The sequence below is a fragment of the Allomuricauda sp. ARW1Y1 genome, assembly GCF_013407935.1.
Taxonomy (GTDB): Bacteria; Bacteroidota; Bacteroidia; order Flavobacteriales; family Flavobacteriaceae; genus Flagellimonas.
Map to the genome: position 1 here is coordinate 194807 of NZ_JACBZU010000001.1, position 25715 is coordinate 220521.

The 25715-nt window shown below is 44.5% G+C and carries 22 protein-coding genes; 14 read left to right on the forward strand and 8 right to left on the reverse strand.

Annotated features, from left to right (window positions below):
• Positions 1–64 precede the first annotated feature (64 nt).
• From GGE08_RS00845 to GGE08_RS00870, 6 genes are all read right to left on the reverse strand, one after another.
• Positions 65–343 (reverse strand): F0F1 ATP synthase subunit epsilon, encoded by a 279-nt coding sequence (locus GGE08_RS00845; RefSeq protein ID WP_127140606.1) that lies wholly within the window; start codon positions 341–343, stop codon positions 65–67.
• 86 nt (positions 344–429) lie between these two features.
• Positions 430–1938, reverse strand: a complete 1509-nt coding sequence (atpD, locus tag GGE08_RS00850) for a F0F1 ATP synthase subunit beta (protein ID WP_179383026.1) — start codon at positions 1936–1938, stop codon at positions 430–432.
• A gap of 162 nt (positions 1939–2100) precedes the next feature.
• On the reverse strand, positions 2101–4863 hold the full coding sequence (locus GGE08_RS00855) for a TonB-dependent receptor (RefSeq protein ID WP_179383027.1): 2763 nt from the start codon (positions 4861–4863) through the stop codon (positions 2101–2103).
• Between the two features lie 207 nt (positions 4864–5070).
• Positions 5071–6918: a glutamine--fructose-6-phosphate transaminase (isomerizing) gene (glmS, locus tag GGE08_RS00860; RefSeq protein ID WP_179383028.1), complete on the reverse strand. Its 1848-nt coding sequence runs from the start codon at positions 6916–6918 to the stop codon at positions 5071–5073.
• A gap of 123 nt (positions 6919–7041) precedes the next feature.
• Positions 7042–8844, reverse strand: coding sequence for a DUF4270 domain-containing protein (locus tag GGE08_RS00865; RefSeq protein WP_179383029.1), 1803 nt, complete (start codon positions 8842–8844; stop codon positions 7042–7044).
• Between the two features lie 5 nt (positions 8845–8849).
• Positions 8850–9659 (reverse strand): glycogen/starch synthase, encoded by an 810-nt coding sequence (locus tag GGE08_RS00870; RefSeq protein WP_179383030.1) that lies wholly within the window; start codon positions 9657–9659, stop codon positions 8850–8852.
• A 102-nt stretch (positions 9660–9761) separates the two neighbouring features.
• Between GGE08_RS00870 and panC the strand changes: the two genes are divergently transcribed.
• From panC to GGE08_RS00900, 6 genes are all read left to right on the forward strand, one after another.
• Positions 9762–10610, forward strand: coding sequence for a pantoate--beta-alanine ligase (gene panC, locus GGE08_RS00875; RefSeq protein ID WP_179383031.1), 849 nt, complete (start codon positions 9762–9764; stop codon positions 10608–10610).
• 12 nt (positions 10611–10622) lie between these two features.
• Positions 10623–10973, forward strand: a complete 351-nt coding sequence (gene panD / locus GGE08_RS00880) for an aspartate 1-decarboxylase (protein WP_179383032.1) — start codon at positions 10623–10625, stop codon at positions 10971–10973.
• A gap of 3 nt (positions 10974–10976) precedes the next feature.
• Positions 10977–11942 carry a lysylphosphatidylglycerol synthase transmembrane domain-containing protein gene (locus GGE08_RS00885; RefSeq protein ID WP_179383033.1) on the forward strand — a complete coding sequence of 322 codons (966 nt, stop codon included), beginning with the start codon at positions 10977–10979 and terminating at the stop codon, positions 11940–11942.
• Positions 11943–11967: 25 nt separating this feature from the next.
• Entirely contained in the window at positions 11968–13110 is a 1143-nt protein-coding gene (locus GGE08_RS00890; protein WP_179383034.1) for an alpha/beta hydrolase, read from the forward strand.
• A gap of 122 nt (positions 13111–13232) precedes the next feature.
• On the forward strand, positions 13233–14591 hold the full coding sequence (gene radA, locus GGE08_RS00895) for a DNA repair protein RadA (protein WP_179383035.1): 1359 nt from the start codon (positions 13233–13235) through the stop codon (positions 14589–14591).
• A gap of 50 nt (positions 14592–14641) precedes the next feature.
• Positions 14642–16798 carry a PQQ-binding-like beta-propeller repeat protein gene (locus GGE08_RS00900; protein WP_179383036.1) on the forward strand — a complete coding sequence of 719 codons (2157 nt, stop codon included), beginning with the start codon at positions 14642–14644 and terminating at the stop codon, positions 16796–16798.
• 2 nt (positions 16799–16800) lie between these two features.
• Here GGE08_RS00900 and GGE08_RS00905 read toward each other — a convergent pair whose 3' ends face one another.
• Together GGE08_RS00905 and GGE08_RS00910 are read right to left on the reverse strand one after the other, a co-directional pair.
• A complete protein-coding gene (locus GGE08_RS00905; protein ID WP_179383037.1) occupies positions 16801–17841 on the reverse strand; it encodes an NADP(H)-dependent aldo-keto reductase in 1041 nt (346 codons plus the stop codon).
• 60 nt (positions 17842–17901) lie between these two features.
• Positions 17902–18666: an exodeoxyribonuclease III gene (locus GGE08_RS00910; RefSeq protein ID WP_179383038.1), complete on the reverse strand. Its 765-nt coding sequence runs from the start codon at positions 18664–18666 to the stop codon at positions 17902–17904.
• 133 nt (positions 18667–18799) lie between these two features.
• Here GGE08_RS00910 and GGE08_RS00915 point away from each other — a divergent pair, with 133 nt between their 5' ends.
• The 8 genes from GGE08_RS00915 (at position 18800) to GGE08_RS00950 (ending at position 25609) form a co-directional block, all read left to right on the forward strand.
• Complete coding sequence (locus GGE08_RS00915; RefSeq protein WP_179383039.1) at positions 18800–19360, forward strand: cysteine hydrolase family protein; 561 nt, start codon at positions 18800–18802, stop codon at positions 19358–19360.
• Positions 19360–21432, forward strand: a complete 2073-nt coding sequence (locus tag GGE08_RS00920; protein WP_179383040.1) for a TonB-dependent receptor — start codon at positions 19360–19362, stop codon at positions 21430–21432. The genes GGE08_RS00915 and GGE08_RS00920 overlap by 1 nt, the downstream gene beginning before the upstream one ends.
• A gap of 18 nt (positions 21433–21450) precedes the next feature.
• Positions 21451–21798 (forward strand): iron chaperone, encoded by a 348-nt coding sequence (locus GGE08_RS00925; RefSeq protein ID WP_313790878.1) that lies wholly within the window; start codon positions 21451–21453, stop codon positions 21796–21798.
• On the forward strand, positions 21795–22280 hold the full coding sequence (locus tag GGE08_RS00930) for a GyrI-like domain-containing protein (RefSeq protein ID WP_179383041.1): 486 nt from the start codon (positions 21795–21797) through the stop codon (positions 22278–22280). The genes GGE08_RS00925 and GGE08_RS00930 overlap by 4 nt, the downstream gene beginning before the upstream one ends.
• A gap of 74 nt (positions 22281–22354) precedes the next feature.
• Positions 22355–22609, forward strand: a complete 255-nt coding sequence (locus GGE08_RS00935) for an autorepressor SdpR family transcription factor (RefSeq protein WP_179383042.1) — start codon at positions 22355–22357, stop codon at positions 22607–22609.
• A 3-nt stretch (positions 22610–22612) separates the two neighbouring features.
• Entirely contained in the window at positions 22613–23254 is a 642-nt protein-coding gene (locus tag GGE08_RS00940) for an SdpI family protein (protein WP_179383043.1), read from the forward strand.
• A 74-nt stretch (positions 23255–23328) separates the two neighbouring features.
• Positions 23329–23841 (forward strand): DUF3124 domain-containing protein, encoded by a 513-nt coding sequence (locus GGE08_RS00945; protein WP_179383044.1) that lies wholly within the window; start codon positions 23329–23331, stop codon positions 23839–23841.
• A gap of 100 nt (positions 23842–23941) precedes the next feature.
• Complete coding sequence (locus GGE08_RS00950) at positions 23942–25609, forward strand: formate--tetrahydrofolate ligase (RefSeq protein ID WP_179383045.1); 1668 nt, start codon at positions 23942–23944, stop codon at positions 25607–25609.
• Positions 25610–25715 lie beyond the last annotated feature (106 nt).

Here is a 25715-nt window from a genome sequence, read left to right on the forward strand (position 1 = left end):
GGGTACCAAAAACAAAAAAGCCGCTCCCATGGGAACGGCTTTTACATGAATGAATTCATTTATTTTAATCGGCTAGGACGATGACTTTATTGTCCTTCATCTCCACGGTTCCACTACTGATGGCCAAAATAGTCTCTCCATTATTTCCTTTGGAAAATTTATTGGCAAATGCTTCATCAATGGTGATGTTACCTTTCAATTTAACCTTTCCAGCTTGTAACAGGGATACTACTGGTGCGTGGTTCTCCAACATCTGGAACTCACCGTTTACTCCCGGAACGGTAACTGAAGTTACGTCTCCTGAGAATAAAGTAGCTTCGGGTGATACGATTTCTAGATACATATTTTCTTTTGTCATTCCCGTGCAAAAGGGAATCTTTTAACTTTGACTAAATTTCCGATGAGATTCCTGCTTTCGCAGGAATGACATTATGCTTCCGCGAGCATTTTCTCTCCAGCTTCAATGGCTTCCTCGATGGTTCCTTTAAGGTTGAAGGCAGATTCTGGAAGGTGATCTAGTTCACCGTCCATGATCATGTTAAATCCTTTAATGGTCTCTTTAATATCAACCAATACCCCAGGAATACCGGTAAACTGCTCTGCTACGTGGAATGGCTGAGACAAGAAACGTTGTACACGTCTAGCTCTACCTACGGCCAATTTATCTTCTTCAGAAAGTTCTTCCATACCCAAGATGGCAATAATATCCTGAAGCTCTTTATATCGTTGCAACAACTCTTTTACACGCTGTGCACAATCGTAATGCTCTTTACCCAAAATCTCAGGGGTCAAAATCCTAGACGTTGAATCCAAAGGATCCACAGCGGGATAAATACCCAACTCGGCAATTTTACGGGATAGTACGGTTGTTGCATCCAAGTGAGCAAATGTGGTCGCCGGCGCAGGATCCGTCAAGTCATCCGCAGGAACGTAAACCGCCTGTACAGATGTAATGGAACCTCTTTTGGTGGATGTAATCCTTTCCTGCATGGCACCCATCTCTGTTGCCAATGTGGGTTGGTAACCTACCGCAGATGGCATACGACCTAAAAGTGCGGATACCTCAGAACCTGCCTGGGTGAAACGGAAAATGTTATCTACGAAGAAAAGAACGTCTTTTCCTTGTCCTTCGCCTGATCCATCACGGAAATACTCTGCAATGGTCAATCCAGACAATGCCACACGGGCACGTGCCCCTGGTGGTTCGTTCATCTGACCGAACACGAAGGTCGCCTTGGATTGTTTCATGGCAGCTTTATCTACTTTGGACAAGTCCCATCCTCCTTCTTCCATGGAGTGCAAGAAATCGTCACCGTATTTGATAATACCGGACTCCAACATCTCACGAAGCAAGTCGTTTCCTTCACGTGTACGTTCCCCAACACCGGCAAACACGGACAAACCTCCGTGACCTTTTGCAATGTTGTTGATCAACTCCTGAATCAATACCGTTTTACCTACCCCGGCACCACCGAACAATCCAATTTTACCACCTTTTGCGTAAGGCTCGATAAGGTCGATTACTTTGATACCCGTAAAAAGTACTTCGGTTGAAGTGGAAAGATCTTCAAATTTTGGAGCTTCCCTGTGAATGGGCAGTCCGTTGTCTCCAGTTTTAGGCAGTTCCTCCAAACCATCGATTGCATCACCGATTACGTTGAATAGACGTCCGTACACCTCTTCGCCAATCGGCATTTGAATTGGGTTTCCGGTAGCTACGACCTCAACACCCCTACTCAATCCGTCGGTTGAGTCCATGGAAATGGTTCTTACAGTATTCTCACCAATGTGTGATTGTACTTCCAAAACCAATCTTGAGCCATCAGCTTTTGCAATTTCAAGGGAGTCATAAATTCTTGGGATTTCTACCCCTGATTCAAACTCAACATCAATGACCGGGCCTATAATTTGGGCAACCTTACCTGTTACTTTAGACATTAGTATGTTTATTTTTAATTGAATACGCGGAAAATATCCGCTGATTTTTCGGCTGCAAAGATATGCTTTTACATTTTTATTCAGAAACCGATTTCAGCTTTTTTTTAAATAAAAAAGGCGTTGGAAAACCCAACGCCTTTTTTCAATCTTTTCAACTGTAGTTTAAGGGTTTATGGTCCATGACAAATAGTAAATGGAACCGATAAAACCGGTACCTACGGCCGTAAAATATTCGTCTCCCAAAATATTGGACCCGCCCAGCTTAAAGATAGACTTGATGCTTGGTACAGCATAGTTGATCTGTGCATCCAATACGGTGAATGCTGGGACAGTACCATCCGCAAAAGAGGCTTCCCAGAAATAGGTATCACTCCAACGATAATTCACATTAAACCCAAAATTCTTGAATAATGCTGTGTTTCCGAAAGATGCTTTGACCTTATGTCTTGGCGTGTTGAAGTTGGTTCTCAAGTCTGGGAAACGTCCTTCATCGATATCCAATTCGGCAAAAGTGTAGTTGACGCCTAAATCAAAATTACCCAGTTTGGTATCTACACCAACGGTTGCTCCATAGGAATTAACGTCCGCTTCGGAGTTGGTATAAGTTTGGTAAACCTGAAAATCCCCGTTCTGTAAAGCCAAGAGAGATAGACCTCCATCCCCTGCTTCACCATAAAAGGGTACCGCTGTGGTGGTATTGGCCAAGAAATTACTGTAGCTGTTGTAATAACCGCTCATATCAATGGTAAACTTACCTACTTGGGCTCTATATCCTAACTCGTAGGCTGTAATTTCCTCTGGTTGAACCAAAGGTGTATTTACTGCTTCAGGTGCACCAGCCTGCAAGGAACTGGTGGAGTAAGCGTTTTCATATGCTTCACGTCCTACGATTTCCACAGTAGACTGTCCAATTAAAGCCTGTCCGCTTTCACTAACGTCGAAAGTACGAACATCCCTATCCAAGTTATCGGGTGCAGAACCTACCAAAATGGCACGACCGGCATTCAACCCAATGAATAAATCCTGTGTGGTAGGGTTACGGAAACCCTGCTGTACGGAAACCCTTAGGTTATGGTTACGCTCCTCTCCCAAGGTGTATGCCAACGATACTCTCGGTGAAAGAAATCCATCAAAAAACTCATTTTTATCGTAACGGGCAGAACCTGTAAACTTTAAACGGTCATCCAAAAACTTCTTCTGCACTTGAAGATAAGCACCGTATTCGTTATAAGAAATTGGTCCATCTATATCGGTAAAAATAGTACCATTGGAATTCAACACATACTCTCTAAATGATCCGCCAATTTGAACATCGGCCCAATCATCAATAAGATGTGCCAAATTGTAATTTCCGTTCACGTGACGGAATTTGGTCCTATCGATAAATTTAGCTCCCGTAGTCAAGTCACCATCATTGATCACTCTATTGAATGTACTCTCAAAAGCTGGTGTTCCCGGAATCAATCTACCTTGGTCGGCAGCTTGTCGCCCTGCAATATGTGCTTGGGCAGATGCCTCATCTGGGCTAAGACCAGCTCCTTGAATACCGCCTAAATAAGTTGGAATATAGGCTTGCGCATAATCAGTAAACCATTGGGTATCCGACTTCCAGGCCCTATTTACGTTAATCGCCGCAAAACGGGTATCGTAAGCATCTCCAGAATTTTCGGAAACGATATAACCCCTAATAAAGAAGTTATCGTTTTTGATTTCCAATTTATGTTGCTGCATGGTAAACCCGGCTACTGCGTAACGGTTGGCACCCTGATAGATAGTGGTACCACGACCAATCCTACTATTCAAGATAATCTCCAAATCGTTGGCAAACGGACGGTAGTGCACAGCAAAATCGGTCTTCACACTTTCCGCATTATAGTTCGCCAAATCTGCTTCATCATATCCTGTTCTGGAAATTAGGGCTGATCCAACGGTTCCGGAAGGAAATCCTGCGGCAGCGTCAAAATTCAAGACTGTGGATACCTCATCACCATATACGTTCAATCCATCATAAGCCGGATTGGAACGGTCGGCGCCTGGGTTGTTCAAGTCCACACGACTGTTGGCGTGCCAATCTTCACCGGTCAATACGGAAAGGTTGGCCTTAACTGCCAATTTATCGCTAAAGGCATGGGCAGCTCGAATACCAAAATCCTTATAAAAATTGCTTCCTGCAGCGTCTTGGGTAGTTACCCCACCCTTGGCGTAAGCACTGATTCCTTGAAAGTCAAAAGGACTTTTACTGGTCATGAACAAGATACCGTTAAAGGCACCTGCACCGTACAATGCGGAAGAAGCTCCCGGAAGGATTTCCACACTTTGTACGTCCAATTCGGACATCCCCACCAGGTTACCCAAAACGAAGTTCAGACCGGGGGCGGTGTTGTCCATTCCATCGACCAATTGCAAAAATCGGTTGTTTGCAAAAGTTGCAAAACCTCTAGTGTTGATGGATTGAAAGGTTAAACTGTTGGTGTTGATATCAACCCCTTTTAAGTTTTGAAGTCCACCATAAAACGATTCGGCGGTAGTATTCTTGATTTCCTTGAGTCCGAATCTTTCTACGGATACGGGTGATTCAAAAATACGTTCAGGCGTCCTCGAAGCGGATATCACAATTTCGTCCAGCATGGTGTTTGCTTCGGAAAGTGTGATATTGAGTGTTTGGTTGTTTGAAGTGACATTCGCTGTGAAATCCGAGAAACCAATACTGGAAAATTGAAGTTTAAATGGGGGCACTTCACTTGTATTAAAGGTAAAATTCCCATCAAAGTCCGTAGTGGTTCCTTCCGCTTTTCCAACCAAGACCACGTTGGCCCCAGGAATGGGGGCATTGTTTTCATCAACTACCGTTCCCCTTACAGTGGTTTGGCCGTAGGTGGTTGCCAAACCCAGTAGCATTAGGGAAACAAACATAAGTCTTTTCATTTGCTATGGATTAGAGTTAAATTAGTTTTTTGTGCATGTTAAGTATCAATCGGGAAGATACATTTTTTTTTATTTCAATAATACAAATTTGAAAAAAATTATGCATGCATAATACTTTATTGGCAAAAATTCTTCCACAAATCTAAGCAATCAACAAAAAAGGCGCTTTTAAAGCGCCTTTTGGTTTTGTTTTAAGTTGATATTGGATTATTCCACTGTCACGGACTTCGCCAAATTCCTTGGCTGGTCCACATTGCAACCTCGCATTACGGCGATATGGTAGGACAATAGTTGCAACGGTATGGTCGTCAACAATGGTGATAAACTTTCCGAGGTATCCGGTACTTCTATCACATGGTCGGCAAGTTGCTTTACCGTTTCGTCTCCTTCGGTAACAATGGCAATGATGCGTCCCTTTCGGGATTTTATTTCTTGGATATTGCTCACCACCTTTTCATAATGTCCCTTTCGGGTCGCAATCACCACAACGGGCATCTGTTCGTCGATCAAAGCGATGGGACCGTGTTTCATTTCAGCCGCCGGGTATCCCTCGGCATGGATATAACTGATTTCCTTCAACTTTAAGGCACCTTCCAATGCCACTGGAAAATTATAGCCTCTTCCCAAGTACAAACAGTTTGTGGAATCTTTGTAGGTCTCGGATATTTCTTCTACCAATGGGTTGGATAACAGTGCTTTTTCTACCTTGGTTGGTACGGCTTCCAGTTCCGCTAAATACTCATGAAACTTGCTTTGCGAAAGGGTTCCTTTTTCTTGCGCCAATTTGAGGGCAATCAAAGTGAGCACTGTAATTTGTGTGGTAAATGCCTTGGTGGATGCCACCCCGATTTCCGGACCCGCATGTGTATAGGCACCGGCATGGGTTTCCCTAGCAATGGAAGAACCCACCACGTTGCATACCCCAAACACAAAGGCCCCTTTTTCTTTGGCCAATTTAATGGCCGCCAAGGTATCAGCCGTTTCACCTGATTGGGAGATGGCAATCAAAACATCTTTTTCCGTAATTACCGGATTTCGGTACCTGAACTCCGAAGCGTATTCCACCTCTACAGGTATCCTCGCCAAATCCTCAAAAATATATTCGGCCACCAGACCCGCATGCCATGAAGTTCCACAGGCCACAATAATAATTCTGTTGGCGTTTAAAAACTTTTCAAGATTTTGGTCGATTCCTGACATCTTAACGATGCCCTTATCGGCCAACAAACGGCCTCGATAGGTATCCAAAATCGCTTTGGGCTGCTCGTAGATTTCCTTCAGCATGAAATGGTCATACCCCCCTTTTTCTATTTCTTCCAGATTTAGCTGTAGTTCTAGAATATTGGGATACGCAATGGCATCGTCCTTGATTTTGCGCAGCTTGATTTCCTTTCCTATCCGAACAATCGCCATTTCCTCATCTTCTAGATAAACGGCGTTGTTGGTGAACTCTATAAATGGAGATGCATCGGAAGCGATAAAGTACTCGTTCTCCCCAATTCCAATGGCAAGTGGACTACCTAGTTTGGCCACTACTATTTCATCGGGCTTGTTCTTGTCAAAAACGGCGATAGCATAGGCACCTACCACTTGGTTCAATGCAATCTGAACCGCCTTTCCCAGTTTTACCCCTTCTTTTTTCTTGACTTCCTCGATGAGATTGACCAGTACCTCTGTATCAGTATCCGACTCAAAAGTATAGCCTCTTTTTGTTAAAGCCTGTTTGATGGACTCATAGTTTTCGATGATGCCATTATGAATGATCACCAAGTCTCCTGAATTGGAATAATGCGGATGGGAGTTCACATCATTGGGAACACCATGCGTGGCCCATCGCGTGTGGCCCAATCCCAATTTTCCTTCGGTAGGAATGGTCGATTCGGCCTTATTTTTTAAATCTTCTACTTTGCCCTTGGTTTTGGCCAAGTGAATGGTATTGCCATCAAAAAGAGAGATGCCCGCACTGTCGTAACCTCTGTACTCCAGTCTTTGCAGACCTTTTATAATTATCGGGTAGGCTTCCCTATGACCGATGTAACCTACTATTCCACACATAAGATTGTTTTTAGCTGTTAACCATTTGGGGGTTGGTCATCAAAATTAATAGGTATACGTTAAAATCATAGGTTCTGGTTCGTTAAAACGACGAAAGTCCAAAAACCACGATAAAGCTAACCTCTAATTTGCTTCTGTGTAAAAGATTTCCAATTTCAACTTCATGGCCTCTTCACTTGGAGCTAGATTGCTTCCGTAAAGAACCGTACCCAATGGGCTCATGGATGCGGCGATGGGATAATCCACCCCTTGCATATCGCTGCCGATTGCTTCTCGAAGTCCCACTAAGTTGATGTTGGGCGTAGCGGTCAGCCCCAATCTGGCATTGGCGGAATCCCGTACAATGATGTTGTTAATGTGCTCCGTGATACGCACGGTATATTTTACGCCCCTATCGTTTTCCTTTTCCAACAAACCGCCATGGTTAAGAAAGTATCGCAATGGATTGGGACCTGTATTGATCGCCGGATCTTCGTTAAGTGCATCGAAAAGCGGACGATTGGTCTCTGCATTGAACAAATAAATTCGCGGTGGCTCCACTACGCTAGGGCCTACCGTTTCACGGTCCACATAAAACACCAAATTGGCCTCGTTGATGACCCAATTGTTCTGTTTGATTTCATTGATGATGGCAGACCCTCCATTCTCCAATTCATCAAAAAGACGTATCTCTGCCAAGGTGGCACCGCCCTTAACATATATCCTTGACGCATTTTCGTCGCTGTCGAGGGCACCTGCTACGTCGGGAGGCAACATTTCATCCTCAAAAACATTTACCGCATTTCCGTTGATTCCTCCAGCTTGTGTCCCGGACAAAAGGTTGATAACGTAATCTCTTTCCGATGTGACCGTTTGCTCTGTCTCTGGATCAAAATCATCGTAGGTATAACTAATAGTGATATTGGCCTGGGTTAGGTCCAAAAGGAACATAAGTTCTTCCATATCGGTACCCGTTAAGTGGATGCCTCGCAAAAAGTTCCTGAAATTGGACTGCGTCAATAACTCTGGTTGACCTTCCTTGTCCAAAATATTCTGCTGAAAGAAATCTGGATTCAGCGGGACTCGGATTCCAGGGTTCAACCTATTGGTTATTTCTTGGGATTCATCGATATCCGGAGTGTCAGGGTCGTCCTCATTGTCCCTAAAAAGCAGTTCTTCGTCACTGATGGTAACCTCGCCATTAAATAATTCTTCACCAATAAAACTAGAAAAATCTTGGTTGGAGTAGTACTCTTGAGCTTCTTGAAAGTTAGAATTGGGATCTAAGTCCCTCAAAAAATAATTGGATTTGGACACCACTAAATTAAAGGACTGTTCCCGATTTCCATAAATACTGTCCAAATCAAACCTTTGTGGATATGTATTGGCTACAAACCCTTCGCCTGTTCCATCCTCATCTGGATCAAATGGGTTGGAACCAATGGCTCTTTCTTGGTTATCGGTTACGCCATCGCCATCCAAATCCGAGTTGGGATCGGTGGCCGCATCGCCGGGCTCAAATACATCCGGTACTCCGTCGCCATCCCTATCACCAGAGGGGGATCGCTGGAAAGGAATATACAAATAAACTTCGCTTACCGTTTCGTTTTCCTGATCGTTGTCCGGGCCATCCTCACTAGCTTGGGAAATATCTCCAAAACTAGGCGAGGGAGTAGGCAGGGTAAGTTGTGAAATGATACTCGCATTTCGCTTGCCATAAATGGGGTCGTTAAAAGTTCCCAATTGGTACAGCGGCAATTTATTGGTCTGTACAGCGGTGATTCCCTTGTTGAAGGCAAACACATCGTATTCCACTTTACCAGTACTAAAGGGCTCTCCACCAATAACACCTTCTCCTATGGTATCCAGCTCCTCTTCACAAGAGACAAGTAGTAAAAACAAAGTTCCAACCAGTGCTGAAACTTTGAAAATATGGGAAAATCTCATTCAATCTATTTTAAAACCTCTGTGTTATAGAAATTTGTGTACGCCTCCTCCGCTTCTTGAAGCGAAACATAGGGAAGTACCGGAACGGAAAGATTATCGATATGACTTTTTAGGTCGTCGGACAAATCCTCCGCGGCTAAAATAACGGCATCGGAATGATCTACGGCAACCTTTAACAAATTATTATACTCGGGCTTGGACAGGGCGGCAATATCCTCTTTGGCTATGCCATCAAAGGTGATTTTATCGATCATTTGGCTGTCCAGTTCACCTTCAAAATCCTTTCCATAAACAGATGTCACTATCCTACTTTCGGAGAACAGGGGCTCATCTGCATAATACTTTCTCAAATAAAGTGGCACCATGGAAGCCATCCAACCGTGTACGTGGATGATGTCCGGTGACCAATTCAGTTTTTTCACGGTTTCCACCACTCCTTTGGCAAAGAAAATAGCTCTCTCATCATTATCCGGGAACAGTTTTCCGCTAGAATCCACAAATGTTGCTTTTCTTTTAAAGTATTCGTCGTTGTCTATAAAGTAAACTTGGATTCGTTCTTTGGGTATGGAGGCTACCTTGATAATCAAGGGCATATCCATGTCGTTGATGACCAAATTCATCCCCGATAAACGGATGACCTCGTGTAATTGATGCCTTCTTTCGTTAATGTTTCCATACCTTGGCATAAATATGCGTATTTGGCCACCATTACTGTTCACCATTCTTGGCGCTTCGTACGACATTAAGGAAACAGGATTCTCTGGGAGGTAGGGAACTAATTCAGAAGATACAAACAATACCTTTTTACCATTCATAAACACTTTCTTTTGTTTATCCGAAAAACATAGCTGCAAAAGTACAAAAATTATGCTGATTCATAGTATTTATAGTATTTTTGCACCCTTTTGTACCTGTATATGAAGATATTCGACCGAAAAAAAGACCTCAACACCTTTACGCTGCAACAGCGGAAAAAAGACTGTACCATTGGTCTTGTGCCCACCATGGGAGCGTTGCACAGCGGTCATATCTCTTTGGTAAAAAAAGCCCTCTCCGAAAATGACCTAGTGGTTGTTAGCATTTTTGTGAATCCCACACAATTTGATAAAAAAGACGACCTAGAAAAATATCCCCGCACTTTTGAAAAGGACATCGATTTGTTGCGACAAGTATCCGATAAGATTGTGGTTTTCGCACCTACCGTGGATGAAATCTATGAAGGCAAGGTAGCATCCGAATCCTATGATTTTGAGGGCTTGGACAAGGTAATGGAAGGAGAATTCCGGTCGGGGCATTTTGATGGTGTTGGCACCATTGTGGAACTTTTGCTCCGAACCGTGGCCCCGGACAGGGCTTACTTTGGTGAAAAGGATTTTCAGCAATTGCAGATCATTCGAAAAATGGCCGAAATCAAGCATTTGCCGTATACCATCATAGGGTGCCCTATTGAACGGGAGCCCCATGGCCTGGCCATGAGTTCACGTAATGAAAGACTGTCAAAAACGACTAGGGAACAGGCTGGCTTCATCCACAGTACGCTGCAAACTGCCAAAACAAAATTTGGCACGGAAAGTGCACTGGATATAAAGGATTGGGTAGCCTCCGCATTTAAAGGAAACCCACTGTTTGAGCTTGAATATTTTGAAATTGCCGACGAGCATACCTTAACACCGGCATTAAAAATTCAAGACAACCAAAAATATAGAGCGTTTATCGCCGTTTATGCGGACGGTGTTCGCTTAATTGATAATCTAAGATTGAATTGATAATTTTGCACCATGCAAGTAGAAGTCGTAAAGTCCAAAATACACCGAGTAAAAGTAACCGGAGCCGACCTTAACTATATCGGAAGCATCACTATAGACGAAAATCTGATGGATGCCGCCAATATTATTAGGGGAGAAAAAGTCCAGATCGTGAACAACAACAACGGTGAGCGATTGGAAACTTACGCCATACCAGGCCCCAGAGGTTCTGGCGAACTCACCCTGAACGGTGCCGCTGCCCGAAAAGTGGCCGTAGGCGACGTTTTGATCTTGATCACCTATGCCTGGATGGATATCGAAAAGGCAAAGACATTTAATCCTGCATTGGTATTCCCCAACGAGGAAACCAATCTACTCCAATAGATTTTGGGCAAATCCCTAAAAAAATTCCTTAAACTTTTTGTACCCATCGCTTTTGGGCTCTTCTTGGTTTGGTACTCCTACAACTCCACCACACCTGAAGAACGGGATCAAATCCTCCACTATATTTCCAATGCCAGTCCATTTTGGGTGGGTATTTCCGTGATTATCGGGATTTTGAGCCACATTTCCAGAGCGGTCCGTTGGAAATATCTGTTGGAACCCATGGGATATCGCCCCAAAACCATCAACACCATATTCATCGTATTGATTTCCTATTTTGCCAACTTGGGCATACCCCGCTCGGGCGAAATTTTAAGGGCCACCGCACTCACCACCTACGAAAAGGTCCCTTTTGAAAAAGGCTTCGGAACCATTGTCACCGAAAGAGTTATAGACCTATTGATGCTTTTGATCATCATTTTGGTCACCCTCGTACTTCAAACGGATTTTATTCTAGGATTTCTGGAGCAACGAGGAGTAAACCTCATAGGGGCCATTGGAATTTTATTTGTTGGGATAGTCGGTCTTTTTCTGGGGTCGTATATCATCCGAAAATCAAAATCGCCATTGGCGTTAAAGTTGAAAGGCTTCTTGGGCGGACTTCAAGATGGGGTGCTCAGCCTCTTCAGAATGAAAAACAAATGGCCGTTCATCCTTCACACGGTTTTTATCTGGGCTGCCTATTTTGGTATGTTCTGGGTGATAAAATACACGGTCGAAGAAACCGTTCCGCTCTCCATGGGCGAACTATTGGTGGCCTTTGTCGCTGGGGCCTTCGCCATGTCGACCACCAACGGCGGAATTGGCCTGTACCCCATAGCCGTAAGTGCCGCCTTGGGCATCTATGGCATCAGCTCTGTTTCTGGTGATGCTTTTGGTTGGATCATGTGGATCGCACAAACCATGATGGTCGTTCTTTTCGGTACAATATCCTTCATCGTATTACCGTTATTGAATAGAAATCGGTAAGCCCCTACCGCCCAAAACTTAACCAATGAAAAAATGTCTATTGCTACTGATAGGCTTCACCTGCTTGAACCTAGGCGCCCAAGTAAAAAAGGAAATATTCGAATCCTTTAAACTACAGGAACGACGCGATGTTTCCTACTACTTTCCAGAAGATTACGACGAAGAAAAATCGTATCCACTCATCGTGGTACTCGACGCCGAACATTTGTTCGACCTTGTCGTGGCCAACGTAAAATTCCAAAGCAGCTTTGATCGCATGCCCCAAGCTATTGTAGTAGGCGTGAATCAATTGGAGAATGACATTCGCTGGGAAGATTGCGCCTTCGAAGAGGTTTCGGGCCTACCATCCGAAAAAGGAAAGCTGTTCTTTGAGTTTTTGGGCACTGAAATCATCCCATATCTAGAGACCACTTACAATGTGGCTCCATTCAAAATGTTTGTGGGGTACGATATCACCGCCAATTTTGGCAACTACTATTTGTTCAAGGATAGATCATTGTTCAATTCGTACATCAGCATTTCGCCCGTTTTGGCCACTGAAATGGAAAGTAGGGTGCCTGCACGCCTATCGGAGCTCGACCAGACGATTTTTTACAACTTGATCGTGGAAAAAGCACCCACCGATGATCGCCAGCGCGTACTTCAAATGAATGCCAGCATCAAATCCATCACCAAAGAATCCCTGCATTACTTTTTTGATGAATATGAAAATGCCGACCACACCTCCATTGCCGCTTATGGGATAAGCAAAGCTTTTGATAATGTTTTCCGGATATATCGCCCCATTACCCCTGCGGAATACAAATCGGATATTTTGACCTCCGAAGAGCCCGTTTTCGACTATCTGGAAACACGATATGGCACAATCAAAGACCTCTTTGGTTTTGAAAAACCCGTGGAACTCAACGACATCATGGCCATTTATGCGGCATGCCTTAAAAAAGAGGATTACGAATCCTTAAAACCACTGGCAGAGCTTTGCAAAAAGGAATTTCCAGAAACCATGATGGGCTTTTATTTTGAAGCAGAACACTATGAGTTCATCGGAGAGCCAAAAAAGGCATTCAAGACCTTTGAAAAAGCCTTCCAAATGGAAGAAATCGACTTTTTGACCAAGGATTTGGCACTTCAAAAAATAGATGCGCTCAAGGAAGACTTTGGGTATTAGTGAGCTGTATTTCTTAATGATTTGATTGTTGGGTGGTTTGCTTCAGAAAAAATCAAACCAATTATTAAGACATCAATCCAACAATCAAAATCCATATCTTTAGGCCCCTCATTGAATTCTGAATGGCCAAGACCAAAACAACATTCTTTTGTCAAAATTGTGGCACCCAATTCCCTAAATGGATCGGACAATGTTCCTCCTGCAAGGAATGGAACACCATTGTGGAAGAAGTCATCCAAAAAGAGGATAAAAAAAGTTGGCGAACCGACACCGTTGCCAAACAGGCCAATAAACCGCTTCGCGTTTCCGAAATCACCCAAGAAAAGGAACTGCGCTTGGATACCTTGGACCAAGAGTTCAACCGTGTGTTGGGCGGTGGGTTGGTACCAGGCTCATTGACCTTGTTGGGCGGGGAACCAGGTATCGGAAAAAGTACGCTGTTGCTTCAAATTGCGCTAAAACTGCCCTACAAAATCCTTTATGTGTCGGGAGAGGAGAGTCAGCGACAGATAAAAATGAGAGCCGACCGGATTCAGCCCAACAGCGAGAATTGCTATATCCTCACTGAAACGAAAACGCAGAATATATTTCAACAGATCACTACCATAGAGCCCGATTTGGTAATCATCGATTCCATCCAGACCTTACATACCGATTATATCGAATCCGCTGCGGGAAGCATTTCCCAAATCAGGGAATGCACCGCGGAACTCATCAAGTTTGCCAAGGAAAGTCATACCCCTGTTATTTTGGTAGGACACATCACCAAGGATGGCACCATTGCAGGACCCAAAATTTTGGAACATATGGTGGATACCGTTCTCCAATTTGAAGGTGACCGTAATTACGTGTACCGCATTCTTCGTTCCCTTAAAAACCGTTTCGGTTCCACAGCTGAACTCGGCATTTATGAGATGCAGGGAAGCGGCCTACGTGAAGTGAACAATCCATCGGAAGTGCTCATTTCCAAAAATGACGAAGACCTCAGCGGTACTGCCATCGCAGCCACTGTGGAAGGTATGCGACCTTTGTTGATAGAGATTCAGGCTCTGGTCAGCACAGCCGTCTACGGCACACCGCAACGTTCCGCCACAGGCTTCAATGCCAAACGTTTGAACATGCTCTTAGCCGTTTTGGAAAAAAGGGCAGGTTTTAAATTGGCCGCAAAAGACGTTTTCTTGAACATCACCGGTGGCATCTCCGTAGATGACCCTGCTATCGATTTGGCCGTAATGGCCGCTATCCTATCCAGCAACTCCGACATTGCCATTGAAAAAGGTGTTTGCTTTGCGGCAGAAGTCGGACTTGGAGGAGAAATTAGGCCAGTTCAACGAGTGGACCAACGCATACTCGAAGCTGAAAAATTGGGCTTCTCCAAAATATTTGTCTCCAAAAACAACAAAATCGGTTTAAAACAATCTGGCATACAGATTCAAAAAGTATCCAAGATCGAGGATGTAGTTGCCCATCTGTTCGGGTAAAACCGTAATTGCAGGTTTCTTTATATATTTAGGAAACTTTCAAACTGCACATGAAAAGATATTTCCCCCTAGCCTTATTTACGCTATTGACAGCGTGCTCAAACTTTGACAAAAACAAAGCGGACAAGCCCTATTTTACAACCTGGGAGCACTATTTGGGTGACCCCGAACGCACACACTACTCCAATCTTAATCAAATTGACACAGCAAATGTTTCCCAATTAAAATTGGCATGGAGCTATAAAAGTGGCGGACTTCAAGAGGGCAGAACAACTCAGATTCAAACCAGTCCATTAATGGTTGATGGGGTCCTTTATGGCGTCAATGCCGCCATCGAGCTGTTTGCCCTCGATGCAACTACGGGCAAGGAAATCTGGAAATTCTCGCCAAAAACCAAAGATGAATCAGGTTTGGGGCTTAATCGGGGCCTAAATTATTGGAAATCCGATGGAGAACATCCCGGCCGTATCTTTTTCTCATCGGGACCCAAACTTTATGCTGTAGACATAATCACTGGCGAACCCATTTCCTCATTTGGCAACAATGGCAGTATTGATTTAAGGGAGGGACTGGGCAGGGACCCCAGCAAATTATCCGTGGTATCGAACACGCCCGGCGCAGTTTTTCAAAATATATTGATTCAAGGTACCCGAGTGGGCGAAGGTCCAGGCTCCTCACCAGGACATATCCGTGCCTATGATGTGCTCACAGGTGAAATTTTATGGACCTTCCATACCATTCCACAGCCCGGGGAATTTGGTTACGATACCTGGCCAGCGGAAGCATATAAAAAAGTAGGAGGCGCCAATAGTTGGCCCGGTATGGCCTTGGACACCGAACAGGGCATTGTTTACATTCCCACGGGCTCAGCGGCTTTTGATTGGTATGGGGGCGACCGGGAAGGTGCCAACCTTTTTGCCAATTCCCTCTTGGCCCTCAATGCCAACACAGGCGAACGTATTTGGCATTTTCAAATGGTGCACCACGATATTTGGGACCGTGATTTGCCTGCGCCACCCAATCTAGTTGATATTGAACGGGACGGACAAACCATTCCTGCTGTGGCTCAAGTTACCAAAAGTGGGCATGTGTTCGTGTTCAACCGCATCACGGGAGAACCTTTGTTTCCTATCGAGGAGAAAGCATATCCCAGTTCTACATTGCTTGGTGAAAAGGCATTTGAAACCCAACCCTTACCTCTTAAACCTGCTCCATTTGCACGTCAGATATTGACAGAAGACGATTTGTATGCACCCGACCGCACCGCATTTGTGGATGATTTGGTTTCAGGGAACAAAACTGAAAATGCACCCACCGTGCTTGAAAAGTTCAAATCCATCACATCCAAAGGACAATTTATTCCTATGGATACCACAGGGGTAATCTTATTCCCCGGTGCCGATGGGGGAGCCGAATGGGGCGGGGCTGCCCTCGACCCTCGTGATGGCGTGATGTACGTAAATTCCAATGAAATGGCTTGGATCATTAAAATGAAAGAGGTTGGTGGCGGTGCCGAAGGCTCCAGCGTTGGACAAAGTCTGGCACAAATCCATTGCGCCCGATGCCATGGTGGAGAACTGCAAGGTTTGGCCGGTATTCCAGCACTTCAGAATATAAAGTTGCGTTTGGAAGCCGATTCCATAAAGACCATCATCCAAAAAGGGCGTGGTGCCATGCCGGGCATGCCCAACCTTTCCACGGATGAAACGGATGCCATTACAGAGTTTCTTATGGGTATGGAACAAGCAAAAGACCACCGGGTGGAAAAAATAAATGTAGATGTGCCCTATTCGGTCGCTAGTTTCGCAAGATTTAAGGATGATAGGGGCTATCCCGTTGTGAAACCGCCATGGGGAACATTGAATGCCATCGACCTCAACACAGGTGAGTATCTATGGACCGTGCCTCTGGGCCACGAGGAAAGTTTAAAGGACCCGAACGTACCCGTTTCCGGACTGGAAAATTACGGCGGGCCTGCCATCACAAAAGGTGGGGTGCTTTTTATTGCTGCCACAAAGGATGAAAAAATCCGTGCGTTCCATATGAAAACAGGTGAACAGCTCTGGGAAGACAGACTTCCCACAGGCGGTTATGCCACTCCCATCACCTATCAAGTGGATGGCAAGCAATACCTTGTCATTTCTTGCGGGGGCGGAAAAATGGGAACTGCCTCGGGTGATGAATATCGGGCATACGCCCTCGAATAAGTTTAAGGTGCGGGATTTGGAATGGTGTTGTGGATTTCCTCAATGCCATCCAACACCTCATCGGAAAGGTCTACATCGATACTGGCGATGTTTTCCTTGAGTTGTTCCATACTGGTTGCACCAATGATATTACTCGTTAAAAATGGCCGGGTATTTACAAAAGCCAATGCCATTTGGGCGAGGCTAAGGTCGTGTGCTTTGGCCAATTCCGCATAAGCTTCGGTAGCTTGGGTGGCAGTCTCCCCACTATATCGGTTATAATTTGGGAACAAGGTTACCCTGGCCTTTCTTGGAGGAACATCTGTAAGGTATTTACCGCTTAGCACTCCAAAACCTAAGGGAGAATACGCCAAAAGTCCGATTTGTTCGCGCATGGAAATTTCGGAAAGACCCACCTCGAACAAACGGTTCAGCAAACTATAAGGGTTCTGGATGGTCTTCATCCTCGGCAAGGATTGATGCACCTTGCTTTCTTCCAAATACCGCATGGTACCCCATGGCGTCTCATTGGAAATCCCAACGTGGCGGATTTTGCCTTCCGCAATTAGGTCACGCAACGTTTCCAATACTTGATGGATATTGTCATCCCAAACATCAACGGCATGGGCATTATACCCGCGTTGTCCAAAATAATTGGTCTTCCGCTCTGGCCAGTGCAATTGGTATAGGTCGATATAATCCGTTTGAAGGCGCTTTAAACTGCCCTCCACCGCACTGATGATGGATTCCTTGCTGAACCCCGAGTCACGAATATGCCGTGCTGCGTGCCCTGGCCCTGCAATTTTGGATGCCAGCACCACTTTATCCCGATTGCCAGTTTTTTTGAACCAGTTTCCAATCAATTCTTCGGTAACGGCATAGAGTTCCTTTTTTGAAGGGATTGGGTATAATTCCGCGGTATCGAAAAAGTTCACCCCTTGATCCAGGGCATAGTCCATTTGCTCATGGGCATCATCTTCATTATTCTGGCGGCCCCACGTCATAGTGCCCAAGCAAATTTTACTGATGCGGATATCGGTATGTGGAATTCTGGTATATTTCATCGTTTACTATTTAAGACTGTTAAAGGTAAGGAATCAGAAATATCGCCCTTTACGGGAACGTTATTTTTCCACTTCCAACAAAATGGGACAATGATCACTGTGCTTGGCTTCGGAAAGGATAACGGAACGCTTTAATCGATCTTGCAAAGGCTCGGCCACCATGCCGTAATCCAAACGCCATCCTTTATTATTGGCCCTGGCATTGGCGCGGTAACTCCACCAGGTATAATTGTCGGGTTCCTTGTTGAAATGTCGGAAGCTATCAATAAAGCCACTTTTCATAAAATTGCCGATCCACTCGCGTTCTACGGGCAAAAATCCGGACACATTCTTGTTTCGGACGGGGTCATGGATATCGATGGCTTCGTGACAAATATTGTAATCCCCGCATACAATAAGATTGGGGCGTTCCTTTCGAAGCTCCTCGGAATATTTTTGAAAATCCGCCATGTAGGTCAATTTAAAATCCAAGCGGTCCATATTGGTCCCGGAAGGCAAATACATGCTCATTATGGACAGATCTCCGTAGTCGGCTCTGATATTGCGCCCTTCATGATCCATATAGTCGATACCCGTACCAAATTCCACATGGTCCGGCTCCGCTTTACAAAGTAAAGCCACACCACTATACCCTTTTTTCTGGGCACTGAACCAGTAGTGATGGGGATACCCAGCCTCCTCAAAAAGTTGGGTGTCCACCTGGTCCTCCATGGCCTTGGTCTCTTGAAGACAGATGATATCGGGGGAAACCGTTTGTAACCAATCCACAAATCCTTTGTTCATTGCGGCACGGATTCCGTTGACATTGTATGATGCGATTTTCATAAAATCAAATTTCCTCAAAAATAGCCATTGTGGCCGGCTCCTTAAAATTGATTTTAATGATCATGGCATCGAATAATAGAATCGCAGTCCAACTCTTGATCTTTTCCCTTAATTTTATGGCAAAATGGCCAGCATGACCTCACTTGTTTTGATAGACATCCAACTCGGTCTTCAGGAAACTTCCTTTTATGGCACGGAACGGAACCATCCAAACGCCGAAGAAAATTGTGGCAGGCTACTACACTTTTTTAGATCCAAACAATTGCCCGTTTTCCACGTAAAGCATAACTCCAGCAATCTAAGTTCGCCCTTGCACCCCAGCAAGATGAGCAACAATTTTCATCCAGCCGTAGAACCTTTGGTGAGTGAGCCCGTATTGGAAAAAACCGTGAATAGCGCTTTTATCGGAACAGACCTTGAGCTTCGTTTAAAAGCTTTGAACATCACCGATATCGTAGTGGCAGGGCTCACTATGGAGCACTGTATTTCCACCTCGGTGCGAATGGCCTCCAACTTGGGCTTTCATGTGACCTTGGTCTCCGACGCCACGGCAGCTTTCGACAAAGTGGGGTTTGACGGGAACCGATATGGCGCTGATGTAATCTTCCATACCGAATTGGCCAGCTTAAAAGATGAATTTGCCACCATCAAGGATACAGCGACCTTGTTGGAAGAACTCGATAAATCAGTTTAATGAAATTGAAAACAAAAGGACTTCCCTTATTTGCTCTTTTATTTGTACTCCAAAGCTTTTCACAACAGAATCAACCCAAGGATTCCATTACTGCCCTGGAAGAAGTGATATTGACCCAAGATGCCATTCCCAAAAAGGCAACGGGCGTCACTTCCTCGTCGAAAATTTCGGCCCAGACCTTTGAGCGGTTCAATCCTACCGACATTCCCTCGGCCATAAACCAGATTTCGGGCGTATACATTTTGTCTGGTGCCATCAATACCAATCGTATCACCATACGGGGCATTGGGGCCAGAACTCCCTATGGCACAAACAAACTACGGATGTATTTTAACGGTATTCCAGTAACCAATGGAACCGGAGTCTCTACCATTGAAGCCTACGACGTTGAGGATTTGGGCGCCGTTGAGATCATCAAGGGACCAAAAGCCACGGCTTATGGTTCCAATTTGGGAGGAGCCATTTTATTGGACACCAAAGCTTCCGTCGAGGACAAGACCCAGCTTATCAATTCCTTTACCGTGGGATCCTACAATATGCTCAAGGACAACTTGACCTTTTCCCATTCCGAAAGTGGATTGAACATTTCCTTGAGCTACAATCATTTGGAAACGGATGGGTTTAGACAGAATAGTCGGTTTGAGCGTGATGGTCTATTGCTGAACACCCAGTTTCGAACCGGACAAAAAAGTAGCATGGCCCTTTTGGTCAATTATATCGATTATACGGCCCAAATTCCGAGTTCAATCAATCAGACGGACTTTGAAGAAGATCCTACCAGAGCACCCAATAACTGGCTGGAATCACAAGGTTTTGAGGCGAATAATTATATTTTGACAGGTTTGTCCCATACCTATCAGTTCTCCGAAACGTTTCAGAATACCACCAGCATTTTTTATACCTATCTGGACCATTACGAACCCAGACCGTTCAATATATTGGATGAGTTTACCAATGGTTTTGGAGTACGGAGCCGCTTTACAGGGAAATGGGAAAAGGCCGATTTCTCCTTCGGAGGTGAGTTGTACAAAGATGAATACCACTGGGGTACTTTCGAAAATTTGTACGAAGAAAACAATGGCAATGGCAGCTTACAAGGTGAACAATTGAGCGACAACACCGAGTTTAGGCGACAGCTCAATCTTTTTGGAACGATTACCTACCCCATCACCACGCAACTTACCGCGCAATTTGGCCTCAATGTGAACAAGACACATTACGATTTTAGGGATCTATTCAATCAAGGGGATGCCAATGCATCCGCCGAGCGCGATTTCGATGCCATCGTATTGCCCAATCTGGGCATTCGCTATCAACTGAAAAACGGGGAACTCTACGCCAACCTGAGTAGGGGTTTTTCCAACCCCAGTTTAGAGGAAACTTTAACGCCTGATGGCGTCATCAACCCAGATATTGCCCAAGAAACAGGAACCAATTATGAACTGGGCAGTACCTGGCAGCTATGGGGAAACAAAATCTCGGCCAACGTGGCCCTCTATCGAATGAACGTCAAAAATCTGCTGGTGGCCCAACGGGTGGGTGAAGATGAGTTTATTGGCCGAAATGCAGGTGAAACACGCCATCAAGGCTTCGAGGTGGATGTGCAGTACCGGGAAAAACTTTCCCCGTCCATCACCTTTTCGCCCTACCTGAGCTACACGCTTAACGACCATAGTTTCGTGGATTTTGTGAATGGAGACAATGATTTTTCGGGCAATCCGCTTACGGGAGTCCCTAAAAACCGGTTGAGCTCTGGTATCGATTTTAGGCATTCCAGTGGATTACAACTGAACCTCATCCATCAATTTGTGGATGACATTCCGTTAACGGATGCCAATACCCTCAGCAGCGATTCTTTTAATGTATTCCATGCCAAAATGAGCTTTGCCACTTCGATCTCAACCCATGTGAATTTGGGGTTGAATGCTGGCATCAACAATATATTTGACACGAACTATGCCCAATCGGTACTGATCAATGCCGTTGGATTTGGCGGTTCACAACCCCGATATTATTATCCGGGCAATGGTCGGAATTATTTTGGAGGGTTCCGATTGAACTACGTATTTTAAGGTGGAAGAAATTTGAATGTGAACGAAATCGATCAGTATATAAGTCAGTTTCCGATGGAGGTCCAAAAGCAATTACAGCGTATACGGACCATCATCAAAAAGGCAGCGCCCGATGCAGTGGAGCAAATAGTTTATGGTATGCCTGGATACAAAACTAATGGTAAACCTTTGGTTTACTTTGCTGGATATAAAAACCACATCGGTTTTTACGCAACCCCATCGGGACACGAGGCATTTCAAAAAGAGCTTTCAAAATACAAACAAGGAAAGGGTTCCGTACAGTTTCCTTTGAACCAGACTATTCCTTTTGACCTCATTGAACAAATTGTTAGGTTTAGGGTCCAAGAGAACGCAGAAAAATCATGACGCCAAACATAACAACTTTACCCAAGATCCATTTAATAGGCCAGAACATCAAAACATCCTTTGCCAACGACGAAACCGTTGAGCTCTGGCGCAGTTTTATGTCTCGTAAAAAAGAAGTACGACACCAAAAGGACGATAATCTCTATTCCGTTGAAATCTACCCCAACTCTTCCTTTTTTGATGCTTTTGACCCAACAAAGACATTTGAAAAATGGGCGGCTATTTCAGTTTCTAAAATAGAAGAAATACCAATGAACATGGAAGCCTTGACCATACCCGAAGGACTATATGCGGTATTCCATTACAAAGGAAAGCCAAGCGAGGCCATGGATACCTTCCAATATATGTATGGGGAATGGCTACCAAATTCAGCATACGAGATGGATGGCCGACCATTTTTTGCACTCATGGGTGAAGCTTATAAAGGAGAGCATCCAGACTCGGAAGAAAGCTTTTGGCTTCCGATAAAGCATAGGTCATAGTTCAACACCTTTCCTTTAAATCCAACTTTGAAAATTGAAATTTTATTTAGATATTTATCTAAATAACTAAATGGATGAACAAACTGTTCAAAGCCCTGAATGATGAAACTCGAAGACAAATTGTGGAACTCCTCAAAGAAAAGGATATGAATGCCGGGGAAATTGCAGAAAGATTTGATATTTCAAAACCGAGTATTTCGCATCATTTGGACATACTGAAGCAAGCCGACTTGGTGAGTAGCGAAAAAAGGGGGCAGTTTGTGGAATACTCCCTCAACACCACCATTTTGGAAGATTTAATCAACTGGATACTAACCTTAAAGAAATAAATTATGAATCTTAAAAAGGAACTACCGCTTATCGGAATCGTGCTACTACCCTTTGTTTACCTAGCCTATGTCTGGAACCAACTGCCGGCCCAAGTACCTATGCACTATAATATTGAGGGTGAAATAGACCGGTATGGCAATAAGTCCGAACTCATCTTGATTCCAATTATGACCTCGTTGCTCATCTATCTGATTTTTTTGGCAGTTCCCTATATCGACCCCAAAAAACAGATTCAAAAAATGGGCGGCAAGTATGATACCTTAAAATTCATCATCACCACATTCATGTCCATCTTGGCGCTGTTCATCATCTATACTGCCAAAAATCAAACCTTGACAGACCCAGATTATATTTTGTTAGGCTGTGGAGTTCTCTTCCTTATTTTAGGAAATTACTTTAAAACCCTAAAAGCGAACTATTTTATCGGTATCCGAACTCCATGGACCTTGGAATCCGAAAGTGTCTGGAAACAGACCCATAAACTTGCCGGTAAAATTTGGTTCTTGGGCGGGCTGCTCATCATCCTATCCTGTCTCATTCTGGATGGCAAAACCAACTTTATTGTTTTTATATGCATAACCGCAATAATGGTATTGGTACCCGTGCTGTATTCCTATCTATTGTTTCGGAAACAGGAGGCATAATTTCAATCATTCGACAAAAGCTCCCCCAAGGTTTCCCACTAATCCGTATCTTAGATGAGCTATTGAAACCTAACATGAAAAGACTTGTCTTCCTTATTTTCCCCATTTTGATTTTTTCCTGTGTTGAAGACACAAAGCAAGAGGTAAGTTCCATCGACCCCGTGAACTGGAACAATAGAACGGCGTCGATTTCTGTGCAAGATTCACTAATGCAAGGCATTTCATATCTATCGGTGTATTCGGAGATTTACAGCGAAACGGAACATCGCACGCATAATTTGACGAGCACCATCAGTATGCGAAATACCAACCTAAAGGATACCATCTACATCAATAAGGCCGAATATTTTGATACCGAGGGAAGTCCCATCCGTAGCTATTTTGAGAAACCCATCTTTATCAGGCCCATGGAAACCGTGGAAATCGTAATCGATGAAAAGGACCGTTTGGGAGGAACAGGTGCCAACTTTCTTTTTCATTGGTCCATAAAACCCACCTCCAACGAACCTTATTTTGAAGGGGTCATGATTTCCACCTCGGGCCAGCAAGGCCTCTCCTTTACCACCCAAGGACGACGGGTGGAATAAGCCTAACACGTACAAATATCATAGTTTTACTCCCTCAATTATAGTATCTTGTCTATTGAATTTTTGGGAAATCCCATCCCAATTGACAAACATCAAGACTATGACCGATTTACAGATTGCCAAAGGTGTTTCATTAAAACACATCTCTTCCATTGCCCAAAAATTCGGAATCGACCCCGAACAGATTGAAATGTTCGGAAAATACAAAGCAAAGCTTCGGTTAAAGGCCATCAACCGCGAAAAGGCACAACAAAGTAATTTGGTTTTGGTTTCAGCCATTTCGCCCACACCTGCGGGAGAAGGGAAAACCACCATGTCCATAGGATTATCCGAAGGGTTGAACCGCCTAGGAAAAAAATCTACCGTTGTTTTGCGTGAACCATCGCTGGGACCCGTTTTTGGGATTAAGGGCGGAGCTACAGGTGGTGGTCATTCCCAGGTCCTGCCCATGGAGGACATCAACCTGCATTTTACAGGCGATTTTGCGGCCATCGAAAAGGCGCACAACCTCTTATCGGCCATTATCGACAATAATATTCAAAGCAAGACCAACTCCTTGATGCTCGACCCACGTACCATTGGATGGAAACGGGTGATGGACATGAACGATCGTTCCTTACGCCATGTAATTGTTGGCTTGGGTGGAACTACTTCTGGCGTTCCCCGGGAAACAGGCTTTGATATTACTGCCGCATCGGAAATTATGGCCATCTTATGCTTGGCCGAGAGTCTGAGCGACCTCAAAACACGATTGGGCAATATATTCGTTGGTTACACTTATGATAAGAAACCCATCTACGCCAAGGATTTAAAGGCCGAAGGAGCCATGGCAGCACTATTGAAGGATGCCATTAAACCGAATTTGGTACAGACCATTGAAGGGAATCCTGCCATTATCCATGGAGGTCCCTTTGCCAACATTGCCCAGGGAACCAACTCGGTGATAGCTACGCTAATGGGGATGTCCCATTCAGAATACACCGTTACAGAGGCAGGGTTTGGATTTGACCTCGGAGCCGAAAAATTCTTTGATATCAAGTGTCAAAGTGCTGGCTTGACGCCAAAGGCAGTTGTACTCACAACGACCATTAGAGCCTTAAAATATCATGGCGGTGCCGATTTAAAATCGTTGACCGAACCCAATGTGGCTGCCTTGAAAAAAGGATTGCCCAATTTGGAAAAGCATCTGGAAAACATCGGAAAGTTTAAGGTGGTGCCCGTAATTGCCATCAATAAATTTACTACCGACACGGATGAAGAAATCGCCGTTATTAAAGAACTGGCAGCATCCAAAGGTGTACGCGTAGCGGTTGCCAATGTTTGGGCCAAAGGTGGCGAAGGAGCGGAAGACTTGGCAAAGGCTGTCATCGATATTGTGGATTCCGGCGCTTCGGCATTCCAACCCCTTTACGATTGGAAGTCGGCCGTGAAGGACAAAATATCTACTATTGCCACCGAGATTTACGGCGCAGAATATGTGGACTATACGGCCAAAGCCAAGGCAGACCTTCGTAAAATTGCGGATTTAGGGCTGGAACAATTGCCCGTTTGTATTGCCAAGACACAGAAATCGCTATCGGACAACCCAAAGCTTTTGGGTAGACCCAAGGATTTTATCATCACGGTACGCGAAATAGAAATAGCTGTAGGCGCGGGATTTTTGATTCCGATTACAGGCGACATTATGCGCATGCCCGGATTGCCAGCGCATCCAGCATCCGAGAAAATCGACATCAATGATGATGGTGAAATTACAGGTTTATTCTAAAATCTAAATGGTTTGCAATGTCATCTCGAGCGGAGTCGAGAAATCAAAATCTTAGCACTAAAACAGGTCTCGACTGCCTGCCCGTCCAGCAGGCGGGCGCTCGACC

Excerpts from the sequence above, each read along its gene's own strand:
- GGE08_RS00845 (WP_127140606.1), bottom strand. The coding sequence starts at position 343 with ATGTATCTAGAAATCGTATCACCCGAAGCTACTTTATTCTCAGGAGAC.
- atpD (WP_179383026.1), bottom strand. The coding sequence starts at position 1,938 with ATGTCTAAAGTAACAGGTAAGGTTGCCCAAATTATAGGCCCGGTCATT.
- GGE08_RS00855 (WP_179383027.1), bottom strand. The coding sequence starts at position 4,863 with ATGAAAAGACTTATGTTTGTTTCCCTAATGCTACTGGGTTTGGCAACC.
- glmS (WP_179383028.1), bottom strand. The coding sequence starts at position 6,918 with ATGTGTGGAATAGTAGGTTACATCGGTCATAGGGAAGCCTACCCGATA.
- GGE08_RS00865 (WP_179383029.1), bottom strand. The coding sequence starts at position 8,844 with ATGAGATTTTCCCATATTTTCAAAGTTTCAGCACTGGTTGGAACTTTG.
- GGE08_RS00870 (WP_179383030.1), bottom strand. The coding sequence starts at position 9,659 with ATGAATGGTAAAAAGGTATTGTTTGTATCTTCTGAATTAGTTCCCTAC.
- panC (WP_179383031.1), top strand. The coding sequence starts at position 9,762 with ATGAAGATATTCGACCGAAAAAAAGACCTCAACACCTTTACGCTGCAA.
- panD (WP_179383032.1), top strand. The coding sequence starts at position 10,623 with ATGCAAGTAGAAGTCGTAAAGTCCAAAATACACCGAGTAAAAGTAACC.
- GGE08_RS00890 (WP_179383034.1), top strand. The coding sequence starts at position 11,968 with ATGAAAAAATGTCTATTGCTACTGATAGGCTTCACCTGCTTGAACCTA.
- radA (WP_179383035.1), top strand. The coding sequence starts at position 13,233 with ATGGCCAAGACCAAAACAACATTCTTTTGTCAAAATTGTGGCACCCAA.
- GGE08_RS00900 (WP_179383036.1), top strand. The coding sequence starts at position 14,642 with ATGAAAAGATATTTCCCCCTAGCCTTATTTACGCTATTGACAGCGTGC.
- GGE08_RS00905 (WP_179383037.1), bottom strand. The coding sequence starts at position 17,841 with ATGAAATATACCAGAATTCCACATACCGATATCCGCATCAGTAAAATT.
- GGE08_RS00910 (WP_179383038.1), bottom strand. The coding sequence starts at position 18,666 with ATGAAAATCGCATCATACAATGTCAACGGAATCCGTGCCGCAATGAAC.
- GGE08_RS00915 (WP_179383039.1), top strand. The coding sequence starts at position 18,800 with ATGACCTCACTTGTTTTGATAGACATCCAACTCGGTCTTCAGGAAACT.
- GGE08_RS00920 (WP_179383040.1), top strand. The coding sequence starts at position 19,360 with ATGAAATTGAAAACAAAAGGACTTCCCTTATTTGCTCTTTTATTTGTA.
- GGE08_RS00930 (WP_179383041.1), top strand. The coding sequence starts at position 21,795 with ATGACGCCAAACATAACAACTTTACCCAAGATCCATTTAATAGGCCAG.
- GGE08_RS00935 (WP_179383042.1), top strand. The coding sequence starts at position 22,355 with ATGAACAAACTGTTCAAAGCCCTGAATGATGAAACTCGAAGACAAATT.
- GGE08_RS00940 (WP_179383043.1), top strand. The coding sequence starts at position 22,613 with ATGAATCTTAAAAAGGAACTACCGCTTATCGGAATCGTGCTACTACCC.
- GGE08_RS00945 (WP_179383044.1), top strand. The coding sequence starts at position 23,329 with ATGAAAAGACTTGTCTTCCTTATTTTCCCCATTTTGATTTTTTCCTGT.
- GGE08_RS00950 (WP_179383045.1), top strand. The coding sequence starts at position 23,942 with ATGACCGATTTACAGATTGCCAAAGGTGTTTCATTAAAACACATCTCT.